The 17,900-nt window shown below is 42.4% G+C and carries 15 protein-coding genes, 1 tRNA gene and 1 pseudogene; 3 read left to right on the top strand and 14 right to left on the bottom strand.

The window, feature by feature from the left end:
- Positions 1-114 precede the first annotated feature (114 nt).
- The 9 genes from C1G53_RS11545 to C1G53_RS11505 all read right to left on the bottom strand — a co-directional run bounded on the left by C1G53_RS11545 (position 115) and on the right by C1G53_RS11505 (position 9,324).
- Positions 115-1,854 carry an ABC transporter ATP-binding protein gene (locus C1G53_RS11545; protein ID WP_105118727.1) on the bottom strand — a complete coding sequence of 580 codons (1,740 nt, stop codon included), beginning with the start codon at positions 1,852-1,854 and terminating at the stop codon, positions 115-117.
- The gene (locus C1G53_RS11540; protein ID WP_105118726.1) at positions 1,854-3,581 is read right to left on the bottom strand and encodes an ABC transporter ATP-binding protein; all 1,728 of its coding nucleotides are present in this window, start codon (positions 3,579-3,581) and stop codon (positions 1,854-1,856) included. The genes C1G53_RS11545 and C1G53_RS11540 overlap by 1 nt, the downstream gene beginning before the upstream one ends.
- A gap of 412 nt (positions 3,582-3,993) precedes the next feature.
- A tRNA-Thr gene (locus C1G53_RS11535) sits at positions 3,994-4,066 on the bottom strand.
- Between the two features lie 249 nt (positions 4,067-4,315).
- Positions 4,316-5,245 (bottom strand): permease-like cell division protein FtsX, encoded by a 930-nt coding sequence (gene ftsX / locus C1G53_RS11530; RefSeq protein ID WP_161941426.1) that lies wholly within the window; start codon positions 5,243-5,245, stop codon positions 4,316-4,318.
- Positions 5,238-5,930 (bottom strand): cell division ATP-binding protein FtsE, encoded by a 693-nt coding sequence (gene ftsE, locus C1G53_RS11525; protein WP_105114296.1) that lies wholly within the window; start codon positions 5,928-5,930, stop codon positions 5,238-5,240. The genes ftsX and ftsE overlap by 8 nt, the downstream gene beginning before the upstream one ends.
- Positions 5,931-5,966: 36 nt before the next feature.
- Positions 5,967-7,062 (bottom strand): peptide chain release factor 2 gene (gene prfB / locus C1G53_RS11520; protein WP_105108366.1). Its coding sequence is split into 2 segments (ribosomal slippage): positions 5,967-6,989 and positions 6,991-7,062, totalling 1,095 coding nucleotides; the frame shifts between segments, so codons are not numbered across the junction.
- 34 nt (positions 7,063-7,096) lie between these two features.
- Complete coding sequence (queG, locus tag C1G53_RS11515) at positions 7,097-8,224, bottom strand: tRNA epoxyqueuosine(34) reductase QueG (RefSeq protein ID WP_105118812.1); 1,128 nt, start codon at positions 8,222-8,224, stop codon at positions 7,097-7,099.
- Positions 8,225-8,264: 40 nt separating this feature from the next.
- On the bottom strand, positions 8,265-8,753 hold the full coding sequence (locus tag C1G53_RS11510; protein WP_105118724.1) for a VanZ family protein: 489 nt from the start codon (positions 8,751-8,753) through the stop codon (positions 8,265-8,267).
- Between the two features lie 151 nt (positions 8,754-8,904).
- Positions 8,905-9,324, bottom strand: a complete 420-nt coding sequence (locus C1G53_RS11505) for a TM2 domain-containing protein (RefSeq protein ID WP_105118723.1) — start codon at positions 9,322-9,324, stop codon at positions 8,905-8,907.
- Between the two features lie 133 nt (positions 9,325-9,457).
- On the opposite strand from C1G53_RS11505, the gene C1G53_RS11500 reads away from it, so the two are divergent.
- Positions 9,458-9,847 (top strand): hypothetical protein, encoded by a 390-nt coding sequence (locus C1G53_RS11500; RefSeq protein ID WP_105118722.1) that lies wholly within the window; start codon positions 9,458-9,460, stop codon positions 9,845-9,847.
- 125 nt (positions 9,848-9,972) lie between these two features.
- Here C1G53_RS11500 and C1G53_RS11495 read toward each other — a convergent pair whose 3' ends face one another.
- The 3 genes from C1G53_RS11495 to C1G53_RS11485 all read right to left on the bottom strand — a co-directional run bounded on the left by C1G53_RS11495 (position 9,973) and on the right by C1G53_RS11485 (position 14,159).
- Entirely contained in the window at positions 9,973-12,660 is a 2,688-nt protein-coding gene (locus C1G53_RS11495) for a cation-translocating P-type ATPase (RefSeq protein WP_105118721.1), read from the bottom strand.
- Positions 12,661-12,873: 213 nt separating this feature from the next.
- A complete protein-coding gene (locus tag C1G53_RS11490; protein ID WP_105118720.1) occupies positions 12,874-13,260 on the bottom strand; it encodes a DUF1934 domain-containing protein in 387 nt (128 codons plus the stop codon).
- 8 nt (positions 13,261-13,268) lie between these two features.
- Positions 13,269-14,159, bottom strand: coding sequence for a sulfite exporter TauE/SafE family protein (locus C1G53_RS11485; RefSeq protein ID WP_105118719.1), 891 nt, complete (start codon positions 14,157-14,159; stop codon positions 13,269-13,271).
- A 100-nt stretch (positions 14,160-14,259) separates the two neighbouring features.
- Between C1G53_RS11485 and C1G53_RS11480 the strand changes: the two genes are divergently transcribed.
- Positions 14,260-15,573: an HD domain-containing protein gene (locus tag C1G53_RS11480; RefSeq protein WP_105118718.1), complete on the top strand. Its 1,314-nt coding sequence runs from the start codon at positions 14,260-14,262 to the stop codon at positions 15,571-15,573.
- Entirely contained in the window at positions 15,563-16,372 is an 810-nt protein-coding gene (yidA, locus tag C1G53_RS11475; RefSeq protein WP_105118717.1) for a sugar-phosphatase, read from the top strand. Before C1G53_RS11480 ends, yidA begins: the two co-directional genes overlap by 11 nt.
- 61 nt (positions 16,373-16,433) lie before the next feature.
- Here yidA and tpiA read toward each other — a convergent pair whose 3' ends face one another.
- Positions 16,434-17,186: a triose-phosphate isomerase gene (tpiA, locus tag C1G53_RS11470; RefSeq protein WP_004298713.1), complete on the bottom strand. Its 753-nt coding sequence runs from the start codon at positions 17,184-17,186 to the stop codon at positions 16,434-16,436.
- Positions 17,187-17,313: 127 nt separating this feature from the next.
- Positions 17,314-17,874, bottom strand: a pseudogene (ldcB, locus tag C1G53_RS11465) (LD-carboxypeptidase LdcB/DacB); the annotation flags it as partial.
- Between the last annotated feature and the right edge of the window lie 26 nt (positions 17,875-17,900).

The raw sequence follows: 17,900 nt of genomic DNA, 5'->3' as shown, positions 1-17,900 counted from the left end.
ATGACTGATTGTAACAAGTTTAAACGAGTTACCCCTATCCTATCAGAAAAAGAAGATCCTTACTAATATATATTATTTATCCATCCTATAAAAAATGACTATACTCCCCTTCTCCTACACCCTAGCCTGTATCTCATGCATCTGCGCATAAACACCGCCCAAGGCAAGCAGCTCCTCATGTTTGCCACGTTCAATAATACGACCTTGGTCCAAGACCAAAATCTGGTCTGCATTTTGAATAGTGGACAGACGATGGGCGATGATAAAGGTGGTCCGCCCTTCCTTGACCACTTCCATAGCGTGCTGGATAATTTCTTCTGTTTCCGTATCGATATGAGAAGTCGCCTCATCCAAAATCAAGATTTTGGGATTGGAGTAAAGGGTGCGGGCAAAAGCAATTAGCTGGCGTTCCCCACTAGAGAAGGTTGACCCCTTTTCAAATACTGGTTCATCGATACCTTGTTCCAAGCGAGCAAGCATTGGACCTGCTCCAACTTTTTCCAGGGCCTCTATGACTGCCTGTCTATCCATCTTCTCCTTATCCATAGCCACGTTGCTAGCGATGGTTCCAGTGAAGAGATAGGGATCCTGAAGGACAATCCCCATGTGACTGCGCAGGCTCTCACGGGAATAATCACGGATATTTTTCCCATCAATCAAAACCTGCCCCTCCTGAGGATCATAGAAACGGTAGAGGAGGTTCATAATGGAGGACTTGCCTGAGCCTGTGTGACCCACCAGTGCAATGGTTTCTCCCTTTTCTGCCTGAATGGAGATGTCCTTGAGAATAGGCTTGCCAACTTCGTAGGCAAAGGTCACTTGGTCAAAGACCACCTGACCGTCTGTCACCATCAATTCAGCACTACTATCGGGCTCCGTTTCTTCTTCCAGCAAGCCCATCAACCTCTTACCTGTTTCAATCGACCGAAGGAGATTTGGAAACTGCTTGACCAAGGCACCAAGGGACACAAAAATCCCTTCAATATAATCAATATACACAAATAATTTACCCGGTGACAAGCTCGATTGACCTTGTAGGAATTGATAGCCAATAATGGTTAAAATCCCTGTCACAACCAGAAATTTCAGAAACTCCGTCAAGGTCCATGTCGAGCAGGATTGGGCCCAGATAATCTGGTTATCTGCAAGGCGCATCTTATCTGCTGTCGCTTCAAACTCAGCTAGCACTCTCTCTTCCTGACCATAGAGCTGGATCAAACTAGCACCATTCATGGTTTCATTGACCTGAGTATTGACCTCACTTCGAGCATCGTAAAAATCCTTCATAGGCTTATCGGTCAACTTTTTATAGATAAATTGAATACCGATAAAGACTGGAATTAGTAGCAAGAGAGCAAAACCTAGACTAGGATTGATGTAGAAAACAATCCCGTAGGTAAGAAGCAAGCGAATAAAACTATTAAAGACATTAACAAGAGTACCGTAAAACTGATTGCGCAAGGTTTCAGTATCGTTAACAATACGAGTGGCAATCTTACCGGCAGGTTTATCATCAAAATAGGAAATGGGCAGGTGCTGCATAACATCATAGGCCTGGTTGCGCAAATACTCTGCGATCCTATTGGCCGAGTGCATCAAGATCCGCATGGAAAGGTAATAGCCAAGTGCACCCAAGAAAATCATGGCCACATATTGACTTGCCATCTGCAAGAAAAGGGCTTCTTGGAAGGGTCTGCCTTCACTCAAGGCCCTTAAAGGTCCATCAATGGCTTTTTGAATAATGAGAGGGGCAAATCGCAAAAGACTAGAAGCTGCTAAGTAACAGATAACAGCAAACGTAAAGAGCCACTTAACGCGACCAATTTGCTTCAATAAAAATCCTAAAACCTTCATTATTCTCCTCCTTCCTGACTTTGTTGGCGCTGGTATTGTTCATAGTACCAGCCTTCTTGGGCTAGCAGGTCTGCCGGTCGTCCTTCTTCTACAATGCGACCTTCATCCAAGACCAGTACCCAGTCCGCATGGTTGACAGCAGACAGGCGGTGGGTCACAATGACATTGGTCTTGCCTGCACGTTCTTTCTGGATATTTTGGATAATCTGGCCTTCTGTTCGAGCATCAACTGCTGACAGGGAATCATCTAAAATGAGCAAGTCTGGCTCTCGTAAAAAGGCACGCGCAATAGAAATCCGTTGTTTCTGACCGCCAGAAATAGACACACCCCGCTCGCCAATCATGGTGTCCAGTCCATGACTCATCCGCTCCAAGTCCTGGCTAAAGGCTGCGGTTGCGATAGCCGCTTCAATTTCTTCCAAACTACTGTCACGCTTACCAAAGGCAATATTTTCCCCAACAGATTTTGAAAAGAGAATGTGTTCTTGGGGAACATAGCCAATTTTTTGCTCCAGGCTTGAGCGTTTGAAGTCAAGGACAGACTGATGATTAACAAGAAACTCACCCTGCCCAACTGGATACTGACGTAACAATTGTCTAACCAGACTGGTCTTGCCGGAACCCGTTTTCCCAACAATCCCGACTGTCTGACCGGCTTTCAAGGTCCAGTTAATCTCCTGCAAACTCGGACGGTCCGACTGAGGATAGCTAAAGCTGTAGTTCTTGAAAGAAATACTATCTAGCTCGGCTATTTCTACCGAGCCATCCACTTCCAAGTCATCTCCTGTTTCAATCAGCTCCTGCAGTTTTTCAAATGAAGTCTTACCTGTCTGATAAACTAGTATGAAATCCGCCAGGGTCCAGAAAGGCTCTAGGAGGGAACTGACATAGAGTTGCAGGGCGATGACCTGCCCCAGACTAAGCTGACCAGACTTGACTGCCCCTGCTCCAAGCACCAAGACAAAGATAGTCGACAAACCCAGACCGACCGTAGCCAAGGGGTTATAAAGAGATTGCAGGGTAGTAATCCGGTCCCCACCATCCGCCAATTCCTTGGTTCGAGCCTGAAACTGCCCCTTTTGAGTTGCCTTTTTGCTATAGGCACGGGTTACACGAATACCCTCGACAACTTCCAAGACCTCATTATTGAGCTGTGCAACTGCCTCACGGTTGGCATCAATAGCCAAATCCTGCTTGCGACCAATGAAAAAGAAAGCAACTGCCATAAAAATCATCGGTAAGATAGCCAGGAAGGAAATCTTCCAGTCAATCAAAAGCATGGTAGGAATGATAAATGCCAACATACCACCGGAATAGACCACAATCATGAGCCCATAGCCGACCATCTCCATCAGCCCATCGACATCCGTAGAAAATCGGGTCATGACATCCCCAGACCGAAATTTTTCATAAAAAGGTGTCCGCATTGTCACCATCTTTTTAAAGGCTCGTTGTTGCATATCAAATTTGAAATTAACCGAAGCCTGAAAAAGCTTAAGATGCCAGATAAAACCCATCCCATAATTGAGAAAGGTCACCAAAAGCAAGAGGCCCATCTCTTGGACTAAAATCCGCTCAGTCAAGCCATTCTTGGTCAGCGTATCCACCATCCTCTGAATAATCTGCGTTGGTATCAAGAGGGTTATATCGTAAATAATCAAGGTCACAACAACCAGCAAGTAGAGCCACTTGTGTTGTTTGACGTAATCAAATATCAATTTAAACATATTTCTCCTTTAAGTTAAAACTATTCCTTTCTAAGCACAAAAAAGCCTAGGTGTCTATCACTCCACCTAGGCATGGCTCAGTCCACAAAAATAGACCAACTCTCGAATAGCCCTGAAAAGCCCACCTGACCATGATAAGACATGCCTGACTTTCCCACTATTCCAGAGTAGGCCCACGAAAACTTCAAAAGTCTTTCAATGAGCCCTGTTTTCCTGCTTAGAAAGGAGTGTATGATAAAAAATAGCTTGCTGAAGGACAAGTTGTGTGTTCATTTGTTTTACTCCTTTCTTTTTTCTAAGCCCTATTCTAACATAATAAACTGACAAGTCAAGATTTTTTTGATATCAGAGGAGAATTTGGGGCAGACATAACAAAAACCCTTGTGTTTCAAGGGTTTTTCAGCTTATTTTATGCTAGTTGCCGGGATTGAACCGGCGACCTCATCCTTACCATGGATGCGCTCTACCGACTGAGCTAAACCAGCAGTACTTTATTAGTTTACCATATTTTATCTATTTGTCAACACTTATTTAAAAAAGCACCCCCTCAATCCTGAAAGTTCTTCCTAGCTTTTAGTTAACAACACTACAGATGACCCGCGCCAACTAATACAATAAAATATTCCTATAACTGCACAAGCAAAGAAGAAATGGATTCCCCTTCTCACCACTCGTATGCATAATTTAAAAAAATATGGTCCGTCACTAGCATCAGTGCGGACCTTTTTCATTTTTTAAATTTTCAAGTAGCGATTCATGGAAATAACGGAACCAACCGAACCAATGAGGATACCGATAACAAATAGGGCTCCAACCATGCTTGGAATGAAAATATCCAGACTAATCAAGGATAGATCTTGACTAGCAAGACTAGCATTAACAGAATTATAGACCATCTGATATAAGAAATAGACCAAGGCAGATGGAATAATAGCTCCAAGTAAACCTACCCATGCTCCTTCCCAAAGGAAGGGACCACGGATATAACTATTCTTGGCACCAACCAAACGCATAATCTGAATTTCACGGCTACGAGAAATGATAGTAATCCGAATGGTGTTAGAAATTAAGAATACAGCTGTAAACAGTAGTAAGCCTGTCGCTACCAGACCCCATGTACGAACCATTGAAGCCAATTTGAAGATACGCTCCGTTTCCACCTCGCCATCACGGACTTCTGTAACACCGTCAATTTTTGCAACTTCTGCCGCAACCGATTTTACGTACTGAGGCTCAGTCGTATCAATGATATAGGCATCGTAAAGCGGGTTAGCATCTCCTTGGAAGAGATTCCAGGTTTCACCAAGAGTGTCGGTCAGCTTTTTCAACTGTTCATCTTTACTTGAATAGGTTACCGTTTGAACATTTGGCAAAGCGGTGATTTGATTGTAAACCTTTTGAAAATCAGGGTTAGCTACCGTTTCACCAGCCTCATTGACAACGGTTTCAACCTGATCTGTTGAATTGGCCCGTAAGTAAACATTGATACGAACATTGTGTTCCAAATCAGAAGCCAGTTTAGCAGTATTGAGAATAACAGAAGCAAATAAACCAACCATAGCCAATGTGATAGTTACTGAAGAAATAGCCGCAACGGTCATCCAGCCATTTCGCTTCAAACTCTTGAGCGACTCAATAAAGTGTCTTAAAAATCGTCTAATCATCGTATCCATACTCTCCTTGTTCTTCATCCCGTACCACTCGACCGTCTTCGATCGCTATAACGCGGTGGCGGAGGGTATTTACAATCTGACTATTGTGGGTTGCCATCAAAACTGTTGTCCCTTGCAAATTGATACGCTCCAAGAGGTTCATAATTTCCCAGGAATTTTCTGGGTCCAAGTTACCAGTTGGCTCATCGGCAATCAGTACTTTCGGATTGTTGACAATAGCACGGGCAATAGCAATACGCTGTTGCTCACCACCAGATAATTCATTTGGGAAGGAACGAATCTTATGCTTCAAACCAACCAAGTCCAAGACTTCCATAACACGTTTTTTAATATTGCGCGGTTTTTCGCCAATAACTTCCATAGCATAGGCAATATTTTCAAACACAGTCTTTTTCGGTAAGAGTTTATAGTCCTGGAAAACGACTCCGACACTACGACGGAGCAAAGGGACATCTCTCTTCTTGATTTTAGCCAGGTCAAACTTCCCAACTGTCAAACTACCCTTATCAAGCTTTTCTTCACGGTATAATAGTTTGATAAAGGTTGATTTACCTGCACCTGAAGGACCTACAATATAGGCAAACTCTCCAGCCTCAACATTGACGGACACTCCTCGAAGGGCCGTCGTTCCGTTTCCATATTTCTTGGAAACGTTCTTCATTTCAATAATTCTCATAGGATATTCTGTCTAAGACAGTCCTTTCTTTAGATTTTAGCTAATTCGCCATTTTAAGTAAGCATCGATAAAGCCATCCAAATCACCGTCCATCACCTTATCGACCTGAGCCACTTCGTGACCAGTACGATGGTCCTTGACCATGGTATAAGGCGTAAAGACATAGGAACGTATCTGACTGCCCCAAGTAATCTCTTTTTTATCTCCCTTGAGTGAGTCAACCTCTGCCGCCTTCTTCTCTTGCTCCAATTGATACAATTTAGCTTGTAAGAGTTTCATAGCCCGATCACGGTTACCATACTGGGTCCGGTCAACTGTTGACTGGGTCACAATACCTGTCGGAATGTGGGTCAAACGCACACCTGTTGAAACCTTGTTGACGTTCTGTCCACCGGCACCACCTGAACGGAAGGTGTCCATCTTGACCTCATCATCTCTGATTTCAATTTCAATGGTATCATCCAATTCTGGCATGACTTCTACCGATGTAAAGGAAGTATGGCGACGTTTTGCTGAGTCAAATGGCGAGATACGCACCAAGCGATGAACACCCATTTCTGACTTGAGCAAACCATAAGCATTTGGACCTGTAAAGCTAAGGGTTACTGACTTAATGCCTGCCTCATCTCCAGCTTGATAATCCAAAGTTTCTACTGTAAAACCTTTGGCATTACCAAAACGCTGATACATTCGAAGCAACATTTCTCCCCAGTCCTGAGCCTCAGTACCACCCGAACCTGGATGAATTTCCAAGATGGCATTATTGTGGTCATAAGGTTCTGACAAGAGCAAGGTCATTTCATAGGCAGTCATGGATTTATCCAATTCTGCTAACTTCTCGACCAACTCATCCCGTACCGACTCATCTTCTGCTAGGAAATCCAAAAGAATTTCAGATTCATCATATAAATCCAACATCTGATGGAAATTTCCGTAGGTGTTTTTTAATTCATTTAATTCTTGGGAAGTCTTTTGTGCCGCCAAATTATCATTCCAAAAATCTGGCTCGGTCATCTTATTCTCAAGAATGGCAATCTCTTCTTCCAGACCTTCTAAGTCAAAGAGACCCCCTAAAAGATGTTAATTTCTTGCCAAGTTCTTCAATCTTTTGGCGAATTTCTGCTGTATCCATATACACCTCATTTTTTATTTATCTTTGTATTATATCACATTTGTAGTCTATTTACCAAGTTGAGAAATGCTGTCTGCTCCGCTATGACATCTGCGTTATCTGATTGAATGCCTGCGATAAAATCTATCATCTCATCATTGGGCTCTTTCACCAACTGTCCCAAAGCCCAGATAGCCGTCGCCATGTGGACAGGATTTTGTTTCTTATCGATGATTTCTAGGAGTTTGGGAATGGCAGAGCGGTCATTGCTATTGGCTAAAGCTATGATGGCATTGCGTTGAAGAATATTTTTTCCCCTCCAAGAACCAGCAATCATGCCAAATTTTTCCTTGAATTGTCCATTGGACAAATCCAAAAAGGGAATTAACTCTGGTTCTGCCAAATCTGGATCGATCTCTACCACAGGTGGACTGGAAATTCCCTTGTTGTAAGGACAACAAATCTGGCAAATATCACAACCATAGATAACCGTCTTGATTTTCTTGCGAAATTCTAGGTCCATCATGCCCTTATCCTGGGTCTGAAAAGACAGACAACGACGGGCATTCATGGTCGTATCCCCTAATAAACAAGACGTCGGACAGGCTGCAACACAACGATTACAGTCCCCACAGTCGTAGTCGACTGGCTGATCTGGTTCAATTTCTAAATTGGTCACCAGTTCCCCTAAAAACATATAGGAGCCAAATTCCTTAGAGATAACCAATCCATTTTTCCCGATAAAACCAATTCCTGCTCTTCTAGCAACGGCAGTATCCACCAAGGCCCCCGTGTCTACCATAGCCTTATATTCCAGACCGTCCGTCAATTGCTCAATCCCACGGGCCAAACGTTCCATCTTATCTTGTAAGATGTAGTGGTAATCCAAGCCCCAAGAACTCGGTGTGATTTTTCCACGTTTGAACTGAGTTTTTTGAGGTTTGACTGGCAAGTGTCGCGGATAGGCTACTGCTATAGAAATAATTGTCTTTGCAGATGCCAAAGACAGTCTGGGACGAATGCGTTCTTCGATATTCTTGTGTTCAAAGCCTGACGAACGCCCCTCATCTTGACTAGCTCGGAGGGATTTTTCCAGATAATCGAAATCATCCGCCGTGGTAAAACCAATCTTGGAAATCCCTATTTCCTGAGAGAGTTTGATAATCTCTTCTTTGATATTCATTACATTCATTTTAGCAAAAATTTCTCAACTTTAGCAAGAATTACACAAGGAAATAAGTTGTTAGTATAACAAATATTGTTAAAACCAAGCAAAAGACATTTATCCGAGCGTAGGTTTTCTCACGCCAAACACTCGTCAGTACATACATAATGTTGATGCCAATTGCCCCACCAAAGCCATTTGCTAGAAGATCCGTTATGTCTGCAACACCAAGCAAAAGAGTGTATTGGGCGACTTCAAAAACCAAGCTAACCAGCATGATGACAAATAGATTCACAATCCAGGAAGCCTTACGAAATAGCATTTCCATGTAAATTCCAAAAGGAATGAAACTAATAATATTAAAGAAAATTTCTGGAAAATTCAAAATCCCATTATAAACGGCTGTCCCTGCCAGAGGGATGAGATTGAACTGGGCTAAATCATACCGACCGTACAGGATGGACAAGTCCATCTTAAAGACAATCATCCAGGTCAATAAAAGGAGGTAGGTTAGAAATAAAAGAATACTCATTTTTCTAGTCTGCATAAAAACTCCCCCTTTCTAGCATATTTTACCATTATAGCACAAATACGGACATGAAAAATGTCACTTTTGTGACAATACACAGGTCTTGTTACAAGTAGTTTACAAGAAATGAAGAAAAGAAGGTTTTGAAAAAACCTCCCTCCCCATTCTATTAGGAAAATGTCCGATTGCCATACTGAAAGGCTTTGAACTGTTGAATTTGAGCCATGAGCCGTTGGTAGTTAGCCTCCTTACAGGCCTTCATAATCAAAAAACAGTCAATGAATTTCCACACATATAAGCCCATAAACAAGAGCATACCAATGAGAATAAAAAGGGTCACAAAAGACACACCAAAAGCAATCAACTTGGCCGATCCCATCCGCTTGTCCCCAATATAAAAACGGTCTATGCCAAACTCACCAAAAAAGATGGCTAAGATAAGGGCAATCACTGGCTGGCGCAATTCAACCATCATCAGCGCATTCAAAGCTCCCTCGTCTAAATCCTCTAGTTCTTTCTGAAGCAGAATTAACTTATCAGATGGTAAATAACTACTCTTACTAAACACATAATTTTGTAAATAATTCATATAGATCCCTCACTCACAGAAATTATAGCAGTTTCTTATTCTTCAAGCAAGCCTGAAGGGGAAAACAGCGGCAGAAATCGTTTACATTTTTTCTTTTTTTGCTATAATGAAACTAGATTACAAGGAGGTTCTTATGAGAGTTATTATTTATTATCCAAAACCTATCAAACAACTATCCTCCCAAAGACTTCCACTCCTGGTAGATGGAAAAATTGCTGGGACAGTTACTCAAGGAAAAATTTTAAGCCTACCAATTACACAACCATCTGTTACACTAAGCGTTCGAGGGGATAAAAAATCAGCCATTCAAGTTAAGGAAGGCGACAGGGTTCAAATAGTGGAAAACAGCAAATACTTCATTCGCTACTACTTCAGCTTGGCTATCCTACCAATCGCCTTACTGTTTAACTTACCAACTCTTGTAAAAACCATCCTCCTCGTACTAGCACTAGCCATCACTTTGTTGGGACAAGCAATCTTCCCAAAATATATTATCAGTACAGAAAAAAGCTCAGACCACTAAATCTGAGCTTTTTCAAATGATATAGTCTTCAGTTTGCTTTTAGTACAAGGCAACGAGGCGCAGGCTGTACTGAAGTACGGCAAGGCGAGTTAACGAAGTAATAAAAGATAAGCTGAATAACTATATTAGATAGCTTTTTCATCCAATCCCAACTTACGTTGAACAAATTTAACAATTTCAACAACGACAACCATGAGGCCAGAACCGATAACAGCTACCAACCATTGAGTTGGGGTCAAGATAGATACCTTGAAGAAGGTATTGAAGCCTGGAATAACCAAGGTTGCCATCAAGAGTAAGAAGGCAGCCACGATAGACCAGTTAAAGAGTTTATTCTTGAACGGACCAACTGTAAAGATAGATTGGTAAACAGACTTGACGTTAAAGGCATGTACCAGCTGGATCAAACCAAGCGTCAAGTAAGCCATTGTAAGAGCATCTGCGTGGATGGCATGGTCGTCACCAGCATGCTCTGGATAAAGAAGAGCAAAACCATAAACACCCAACACAAGGATTGTTTGAAGGATACCTTGGTAGACGATAGAGCTCAAGACACCACCTGAGAAGAAGCTTGAGTTACGTCCACGAGGTTTGTGGTGCATGACACCTGGTTCTGCAGGCTCAACACCAAGAGCGATAGCTGGAAGAGTATCTGTTACCAAGTTGATCCAAAGGAGATGAACTGGTTCCAATACATCCCATCCAAAGAGGGTTGCAAGGAAGATACACAATACCTCAGCCGTGTTAGCTGACAAGAGGTACTGGATTGTTTTTTGGATGTTTGAGAAGACCTTACGTCCTTCTTCAACCGCTACGATAATGGTTGCGAAGTTATCATCAGCAAGGACCATATCAGATGCACCTTTAGAAACTTCCGTACCTGTGATACCCATACCGATACCGATGTCGGCTGTCTTAAGTGATGGTGCATCGTTAACACCGTCACCAGTCATGGCAACAACCTTACCATCATTTTGCCAAGCCTTGACGATACGAACCTTGTGTTCTGGAGATACACGCGCATAAACTGAGTATTGTTTGAAGACTTTTTGGAACTCTTCATCTGTCAACTCATTGAGCTCCGCACCAGTAAATACATGGTCTTCTGTATCATTCGGATCAATGATACCAAGACGTTTGGCAATCGCCTCAGCTGTATCTTGGTGGTCACCTGTAATCATGATTGGACGGATACCCGCTTCCTTAGCGACACGAACAGCTTCAGCTGCTTCAGGACGCTCAGGGTCAATCATACCAACCAAACCTGAGAAGACAAGATTATTTTCAACAATCTCAGACTCCAATTCAGGAATAGCATCCACATATTTGTAAGCCATCATCAAGACACGAAGTGCTTGTTTTGCCAACTCTTTGTTAGTTGCAAGAATGGCTTGTTTATCCGCATCGGTAATCGGACGAACAGTACCATTTTCTTCAATTTGTGTCACACGTTTGAGCAACTGGTCTGGTGCACCTTTAACAGCTACAAAGAAGTTGCCAGCAGCTTGTTGGTGAATGGTTGACATCAACTTACGCGTTGAGTCAAATGGCAACTCTGCTACACGAGGCTCAGAAACCAAGACTTCACGAACGTCAAAGTTTTGATCCAAACCAAATTGAACAAGTGCCGTTTCAGTTGGGTCACCGATCAATTTACCAGTTGGGTCAACTTTTGTATCGTTGGCAAAGTTCATAACACGAAGCGTTGTATTGCTAGCATCCAAAGCTTCTTTAGCATCCACCAATTGACCGTTTGTATAGACTTTCTCAACCGTCATCTGGTTCATGGTCAAGGTACCAGTTTTATCTGATGCAATGATTTCAGTTGAACCAAGTGTTTCAACCGCTGGCAACTTACGAATGATAGAGTTACGCTTAGCCAAGACCTGAGTACCAAGTGAAAGGACAACCGTTACGATAGCAGGCAATCCTTCTGGGATAGCTGCAACCGCAAGAGCTACAGAGGTCATAAGGGCTGGTAAGATACCTTCACCACGTACGAATACAGATACCAACATGGTAATGACTGCGATAACCAATACTGCATAGGTCAAGACCTTAGACAATTGGTGCAGGTTCTGTTTCAATGGAGTGTCTGTTTCATCTGCATTGGCAAGCATGCCTGCGATATGCCCCACCTCAGTGTACATACCAGTGTTGGTAACCACACCAAGACCACGTCCGTAGGTAACGTTAGAGTTTTGGTAGGCCATGTTGACACGGTCACCGATTGGAGCATCTTCAGCCAAGACTGCTGACAAATCCTTATCAACTGGAACAGATTCACCTGTAAGAGCAGCTTCTTCAATTTTGAGGGAGTTAGCTTCTAATAAACGCATATCAGCTGGAACAACGTCACCTGCCTCAAGCAAGACGATGTCACCTGGCACCAAGTCCTTAGAATCAACCTCGACTACGTGACTGTCACGAAGGGCACGCGCAACAGGGCTTGACATGTTCTTTAGAGCTTCAATAGCCGCTTCTGCTTGACCTTCCTGATAAACACCGAATGCAGCGTTCAAGATAACTACAGCCAAGATGATAATAGCATCTGTCAAACCATGAGAACCCTCAGTAATCACCGTCAAGAGTGCTGCTGCAATCAAGATGATAATCATCAAGTCCTTGAACTGATCCAAGAATTTAGCCAAGAGTGTGCGTTTCTCACCCTCATCCAATTCATTACGACCATAGTCTGCCAGACGTTTGCTAGCTTCGCTGCTAGACAAACCGTCTAAAGAAGACCCCATGCTTGACAATACTTGCTCTTCGCTTTGTGTGTAAAACAAATCGCGTTTTTGTTCTTTTGACAATTTCCTTCTCCTTTTCGGCCTCTTCTCTACCTTGTACAATAAAAAAGAGACCTGTTTTATTAAAACAAGTCTCGCTATTTAAGATAGTGCCGGAAACGATTTTCGGAATGACGACACTACCACGGAAAATTCCGTTAGCTACTCCCTCGATTTGCTAACTATTATAACAAATTTCTAAGGAATTTCAAAGAATATTTTCTATGAAAACGTTTTTCATTTCCATTCAATATGCATCTTATAACTAGCAAATTTCTGCTGATTTTCTAGCCCATTTAAATCATAATGAAGGATTAGTTCTTGCTGTTCAACACTCAACTGATACAGGCTGGTTTGTGTCGTAAAATGCTGGATCCCCATCGGCGTTGGAATAGTCACTATTGCTTCTTGTTTCTTCACAAATCGCATGATAGATTTGGGATTGGAAAAACGTGTCATGACCAGTTCGTTTTCATCACACTTGATGACAACTTTTTCTTCCTCATCATTCTGATAGATGAGATAGAGCTTCCCGTCTTTTTCCTTCACCTCTACTGAGAAAGTCTGATCTATCACTTCCAAATGGCCATCTAAATCAATTTCATTCCGTAGACGAATATTCATGCTACCTCCTATGATGCTTTAATATTGGTAATGAATGATGAACGAAGCAGGGTTAGACCTGTAAAGGCTGCGATAAAGACAACTAAGATTTTCAAATTATTGATGTCCAAATTAGATAGGAAGAAGGCCGCTGTCAAGACACCCAAAACACCCCCTACAATAATTCCTGGAACTCCTGGCCAGTTGACGCGGCCCGATTGGATAAATTGCTTGGCCCCAGCAGACAACATCATAGCTGCATTCAGCATCATGACAGGAAGGGCCACCGCTGGACTAATGCCCATCAAGGAGAAGAAAATCAATTCTGGTGCGTAGTTGCCCAAGCCCATACTCAAAAGCATACCGATAAAAAAGTCAAATACAATCCCAACAAGCAGCTTCCAACCTGTCAGACCACGAACATCATTAGCTAAGTCAGCACCAGGGTTGGTCACCATCCGATAGACCATAATACCCGCTGCGACAATAAGCAAAATCCCCAAGACCCGCTGTACTTTCCTGGTATCCCAATGTTGCGTCACACGGGCACCAACTGAGGCACCTGTAAATGCAGCAATAGCCAAAGAAATCAAGGTAGTCATTTCTACTTCTACAATGGTGATAAAGAGCAGGGCCTCCAACAAGATAGGAATGATGTGAGCCGTCGTCATAGTTGCTGGAATCCGTCGGTCATCCTCTATCAATTTTGTCGCCTTCAGCAAACTTGTCGTTGTTGCGAAGGTACCAATCCCCAAGGTATCCAACAAGTCTGTTACATAACCAATGGCAAAGCCCGTCCAAAATCTGTCTTTCAAAGAAATCTTATTCTTCCGAGCATAGCTAACAATCAAGTAAAGCATCCAGGCAATCATCCCCACAAGGATAAACTGGATAGCATGTAAAATAAGTTTATTTGTCATTCCTCCATTATACTCAAAAGATAGTATTTGGTACATAGCAATATCCTTGTTTTATGAGAAAAAAAGCCGAAATTCTAACGATTTTTGGTATAATAAATCTATGATAGAAAAAGTTTTTCGTGACCCTGTCCATAACTATGTTCATGTTGATCATGAATTGATTTACAAACTCATCAATACAAAGGAATTCCAGCGACTACGCCGCATCAAGCAACTAGGGACCACTTCCTATACCTTCCACGGTGGCGAACATAGCCGCTTTTCGCACTGCCTTGGTGTCTATGAAATAGCTCGAAGGATTACAGAAAAATTTGAAGAGAAATATCCACAAGTCTGGAACCCCTCGGAAAGTCTGATTACCATGGTTGCTGCTCTTTTACATGATATTGGACACGGAGCCTATTCCCATACCTTTGAGCGCCTCTTCGATACCGACCATGAAGAAATGACCTGTGCCATTATCACTAGTCCTGAAACGGAGGTCAATCAAATATTAAAACAGGTAGCTCCCGATTTTCCTGACAAAATTGCCTCCGTCATCAACCATACCTATCCCAATAAACAGGTTGTCCAGCTGATTTCCAGCCAAATTGATGTCGACCGCATGGACTATCTACTCCGTGATTCCTACTTTACAGGTACCAACTATGGTGAATTTGACCTAACCAGAATATTACGAGTTATCCGTCCTACAGAAAATGGCATTGCCTTCAAAGAATCAGGTATGCACGCAGTTGAAGACTATGTCCTCAGTCGCTACCAAATGTACATGCAGGTTTACTTCCATCCAGCCAGTCGCTCCATGGAAGTTCTCTTACAAAATTTGCTCAATCGAGCAAAATTACTCTATAAGAGCGAACAAGATTTTTTTGCTCGAACCTCTCCACGCCTGGTTCCCTTTTTTGAACACCGTGTTAGCTTGTCTGACTATCTAGCCCTGGATGACGGTGTCATGAATACCTATTTCCAGTCTTGGATTGACGGACCTGACCATATCTTATCTGACCTGGCCCAACGCTATATCAACCGCAAGGTCTTCAAATCCATCACCTTCAAGGCAGAGAATGAAGAAGACCTCAACCAACTGCGGAGTTTGGTAGCCGATGTCGGCTTTGATCCAGAATACTATACAGCTATTCATCATAATTTTGATCTGCCTTACGATATTTACCGTCCCAATGCCGAGAAGAAACGGACACAGATTGAAATCTATCGTAAGGATGATACCAAGGTCGAGCTTTCCACCCTATCACCAATTGTCCACTCTCTTTCTGGAACCATCCATGGTGATAGCCGTTTCTATTTCCCAAAAGAAATGCTGGAAGATACTGGTATTTTTAGCCAGTACACTACTGATTTTATCAGCCATATTCATAACGATCATTTTACAACTGGAGAAAAAGATGTCCATTAAACTTGTAGCCATCGACATCGATGGCACCCTCTTAAATAGCCAACACCAAATCACACCTGAAGTCTTTTCAGCCATTCAGGATGCCAAAAAGGCCGGTGTAAAAATCGTCATCGCTACTGGTCGCCCTATTTCAGGAGTTCGCGCCATTTTGGAAGAACTCAATCTAACCGAGGTTGGTGACTATGTCATTACCTTTAACGGTGGTTTGGTGCAGGATGCAGCAACTGGTGAAGATATTGTCAAAGATACCTTGACCTATGACGATTACCTGGACATCGAACTAGCTGCCCGCAAACTCAAACTTCCTATGCATGCCAGCACCAAAGAAGGTATGTACACAGCCAACCGCGATATTGGCAAATATACCATTTATGAATCCATGTTAGTCAGCTCCCCTGTCTTCTACCGTACTCCAGAAGAGATGGCTGATAAGGAAATTATCAAAATCATGATGGTCGATGAGGCAGACATTCTTGATGCTGCCATCCCTCAACTTCCAACCAGCTTGACTGACAAATACAATGTTGCCAAATCTGCACCATTCTACTTAGAAATCACACCAAAAACAGTTAATAAGGGGCAAGCCATCATCCAATTGGCTGAAAAACTAGGTCTGACAATGGATCAAACCATGGCTATCGGCGACCAAGAAAATGACCGTCCCATGCTTGAAGTAGTCGGTAATCCAGTTGTCATGGAAAATGGCAATCCAGAACTCAAGAAAATTGCCAAGTACATCACCAAATCAAATGACGAGAGCGGTGTAGCCCACGCTCTGAGAGAATGGGTACTGCAATAACATATTAAAGTCAAAAAAGACATCAGATTTAAAAAATCCGATGTCTTTTTCTATGCTTTTATTAGAAGTTCAACAAAGCTAAGAAGCTTTCTGCTTCAAGTGAAGCACCACCAACAAGGGCACCGTCAACGTCTGGACAAGCCATGTATTCAGCAACGTTTGATGGGTTTACAGAACCACCGTATTGAACACGAACCTTGTCTGCCACTTCTTGACCAAAGTCAGCAGCAACAACGTCACGAACAGCTTTACACATGTTTTGTGCATCATCTTTAGTAGCTGATTTACCAGTACCGATTGCCCAGATTGGCTCATAAGCAATAACAAGTGATGCAACTTGCTCAGCAGTCAAGTCTTTCAAAGCTGCTGAAACTTGAGCACCTACGAATTCAACCGCTTTACCAGCTTCGTAAGTTTCAAGTGACTCACCACAACAAATGATTGGTGTCAAACCATTACGGAAGATAGCGTGTGCTTTTTTGTTAATGTCTTCATCTGTTTCGTGGAAGTAATCACGACGTTCTGAGTGACCAATAACCACATAGTTAACGCCCATTTCAGCCAATACTTTTGGAGAAGTTTCACCAGTGAAGGCACCCGCATCTTCAAAGTAGCAGTTTTGAGCAGCAACTTTCAATTCAGAATCTTTAGCGAACCACAAAAGAGCGTTCAAATCTACAGCTGGAGCTGCGATAGCTGCTTCAATCTTGTCGCCTGCAGGCAATTTCCCTGCAATTGCCTCAACGAAAGCTTGTGCTTCTTGAGGATTTTTGTTCATTTTCCAGTTTCCTGCAATGATTGGTTTACGTGACATTTCACATACCTCTTCTTAAAAATTTTTACAGTCCCTATTATAGCATATTTTCTCAAAAGATTAAAGTACAATATGGAATTCCCAAGCCCGCATTTAGCAAACTGAGACTACGGACTTCTACTCTTGTTTACTGATAATCTCCACCTGCAACCTTAAAATATTCCTCTAGTGTTAGACCTGAGTGATAAATATCAGCCGCTTCCTTACCAACATATCGAACATGCCACTCTTCATGCATATAACCTGTTATCGCTTCTTTTTCAGGAAGATACCTTACGATAAAACCATATTCGTGAGCATGTTCGGCTAACCATTGAGCTGCTGCTCCCTGCAAAAGCTCCCCTTGACCATTCAAAACATCAAAAGCTAAACCTGTTTGATGCTCACTGTATCCAGGACGGGCAGAATAACGATCCGCTGCCGCTCGTCCCTCCTGAGCAACATAATTATTATATAGGGAATTCTGTAGACTATAACTTCTAAAACCACTATAAGAATGACTAATTGAAAATCCAAGCTGACGCATTTGATTAGTCAGAGTTAGGAAAGCTGCCTTTGCTTCAGCATTTTCACCTGGGTTATATTGACTATTTACAGGATATTTTTTATTAACAATTGGAACATACCCATATTTCCCTCTTACATAAGAGTAAAAACCATTATATAAGATATTAGAAGCATATTGAGTCTGTATCGGATTTCCTAAACTCTCTG

The organism is Streptococcus suis (assembly GCF_002960445.1).
Classification (GTDB): domain Bacteria; phylum Bacillota; class Bacilli; order Lactobacillales; family Streptococcaceae; genus Streptococcus; species Streptococcus hyiners.
Note: the sequence above shows the minus strand (reverse complement) of the source record. Positions and strands in the feature narration are given on the sequence as shown.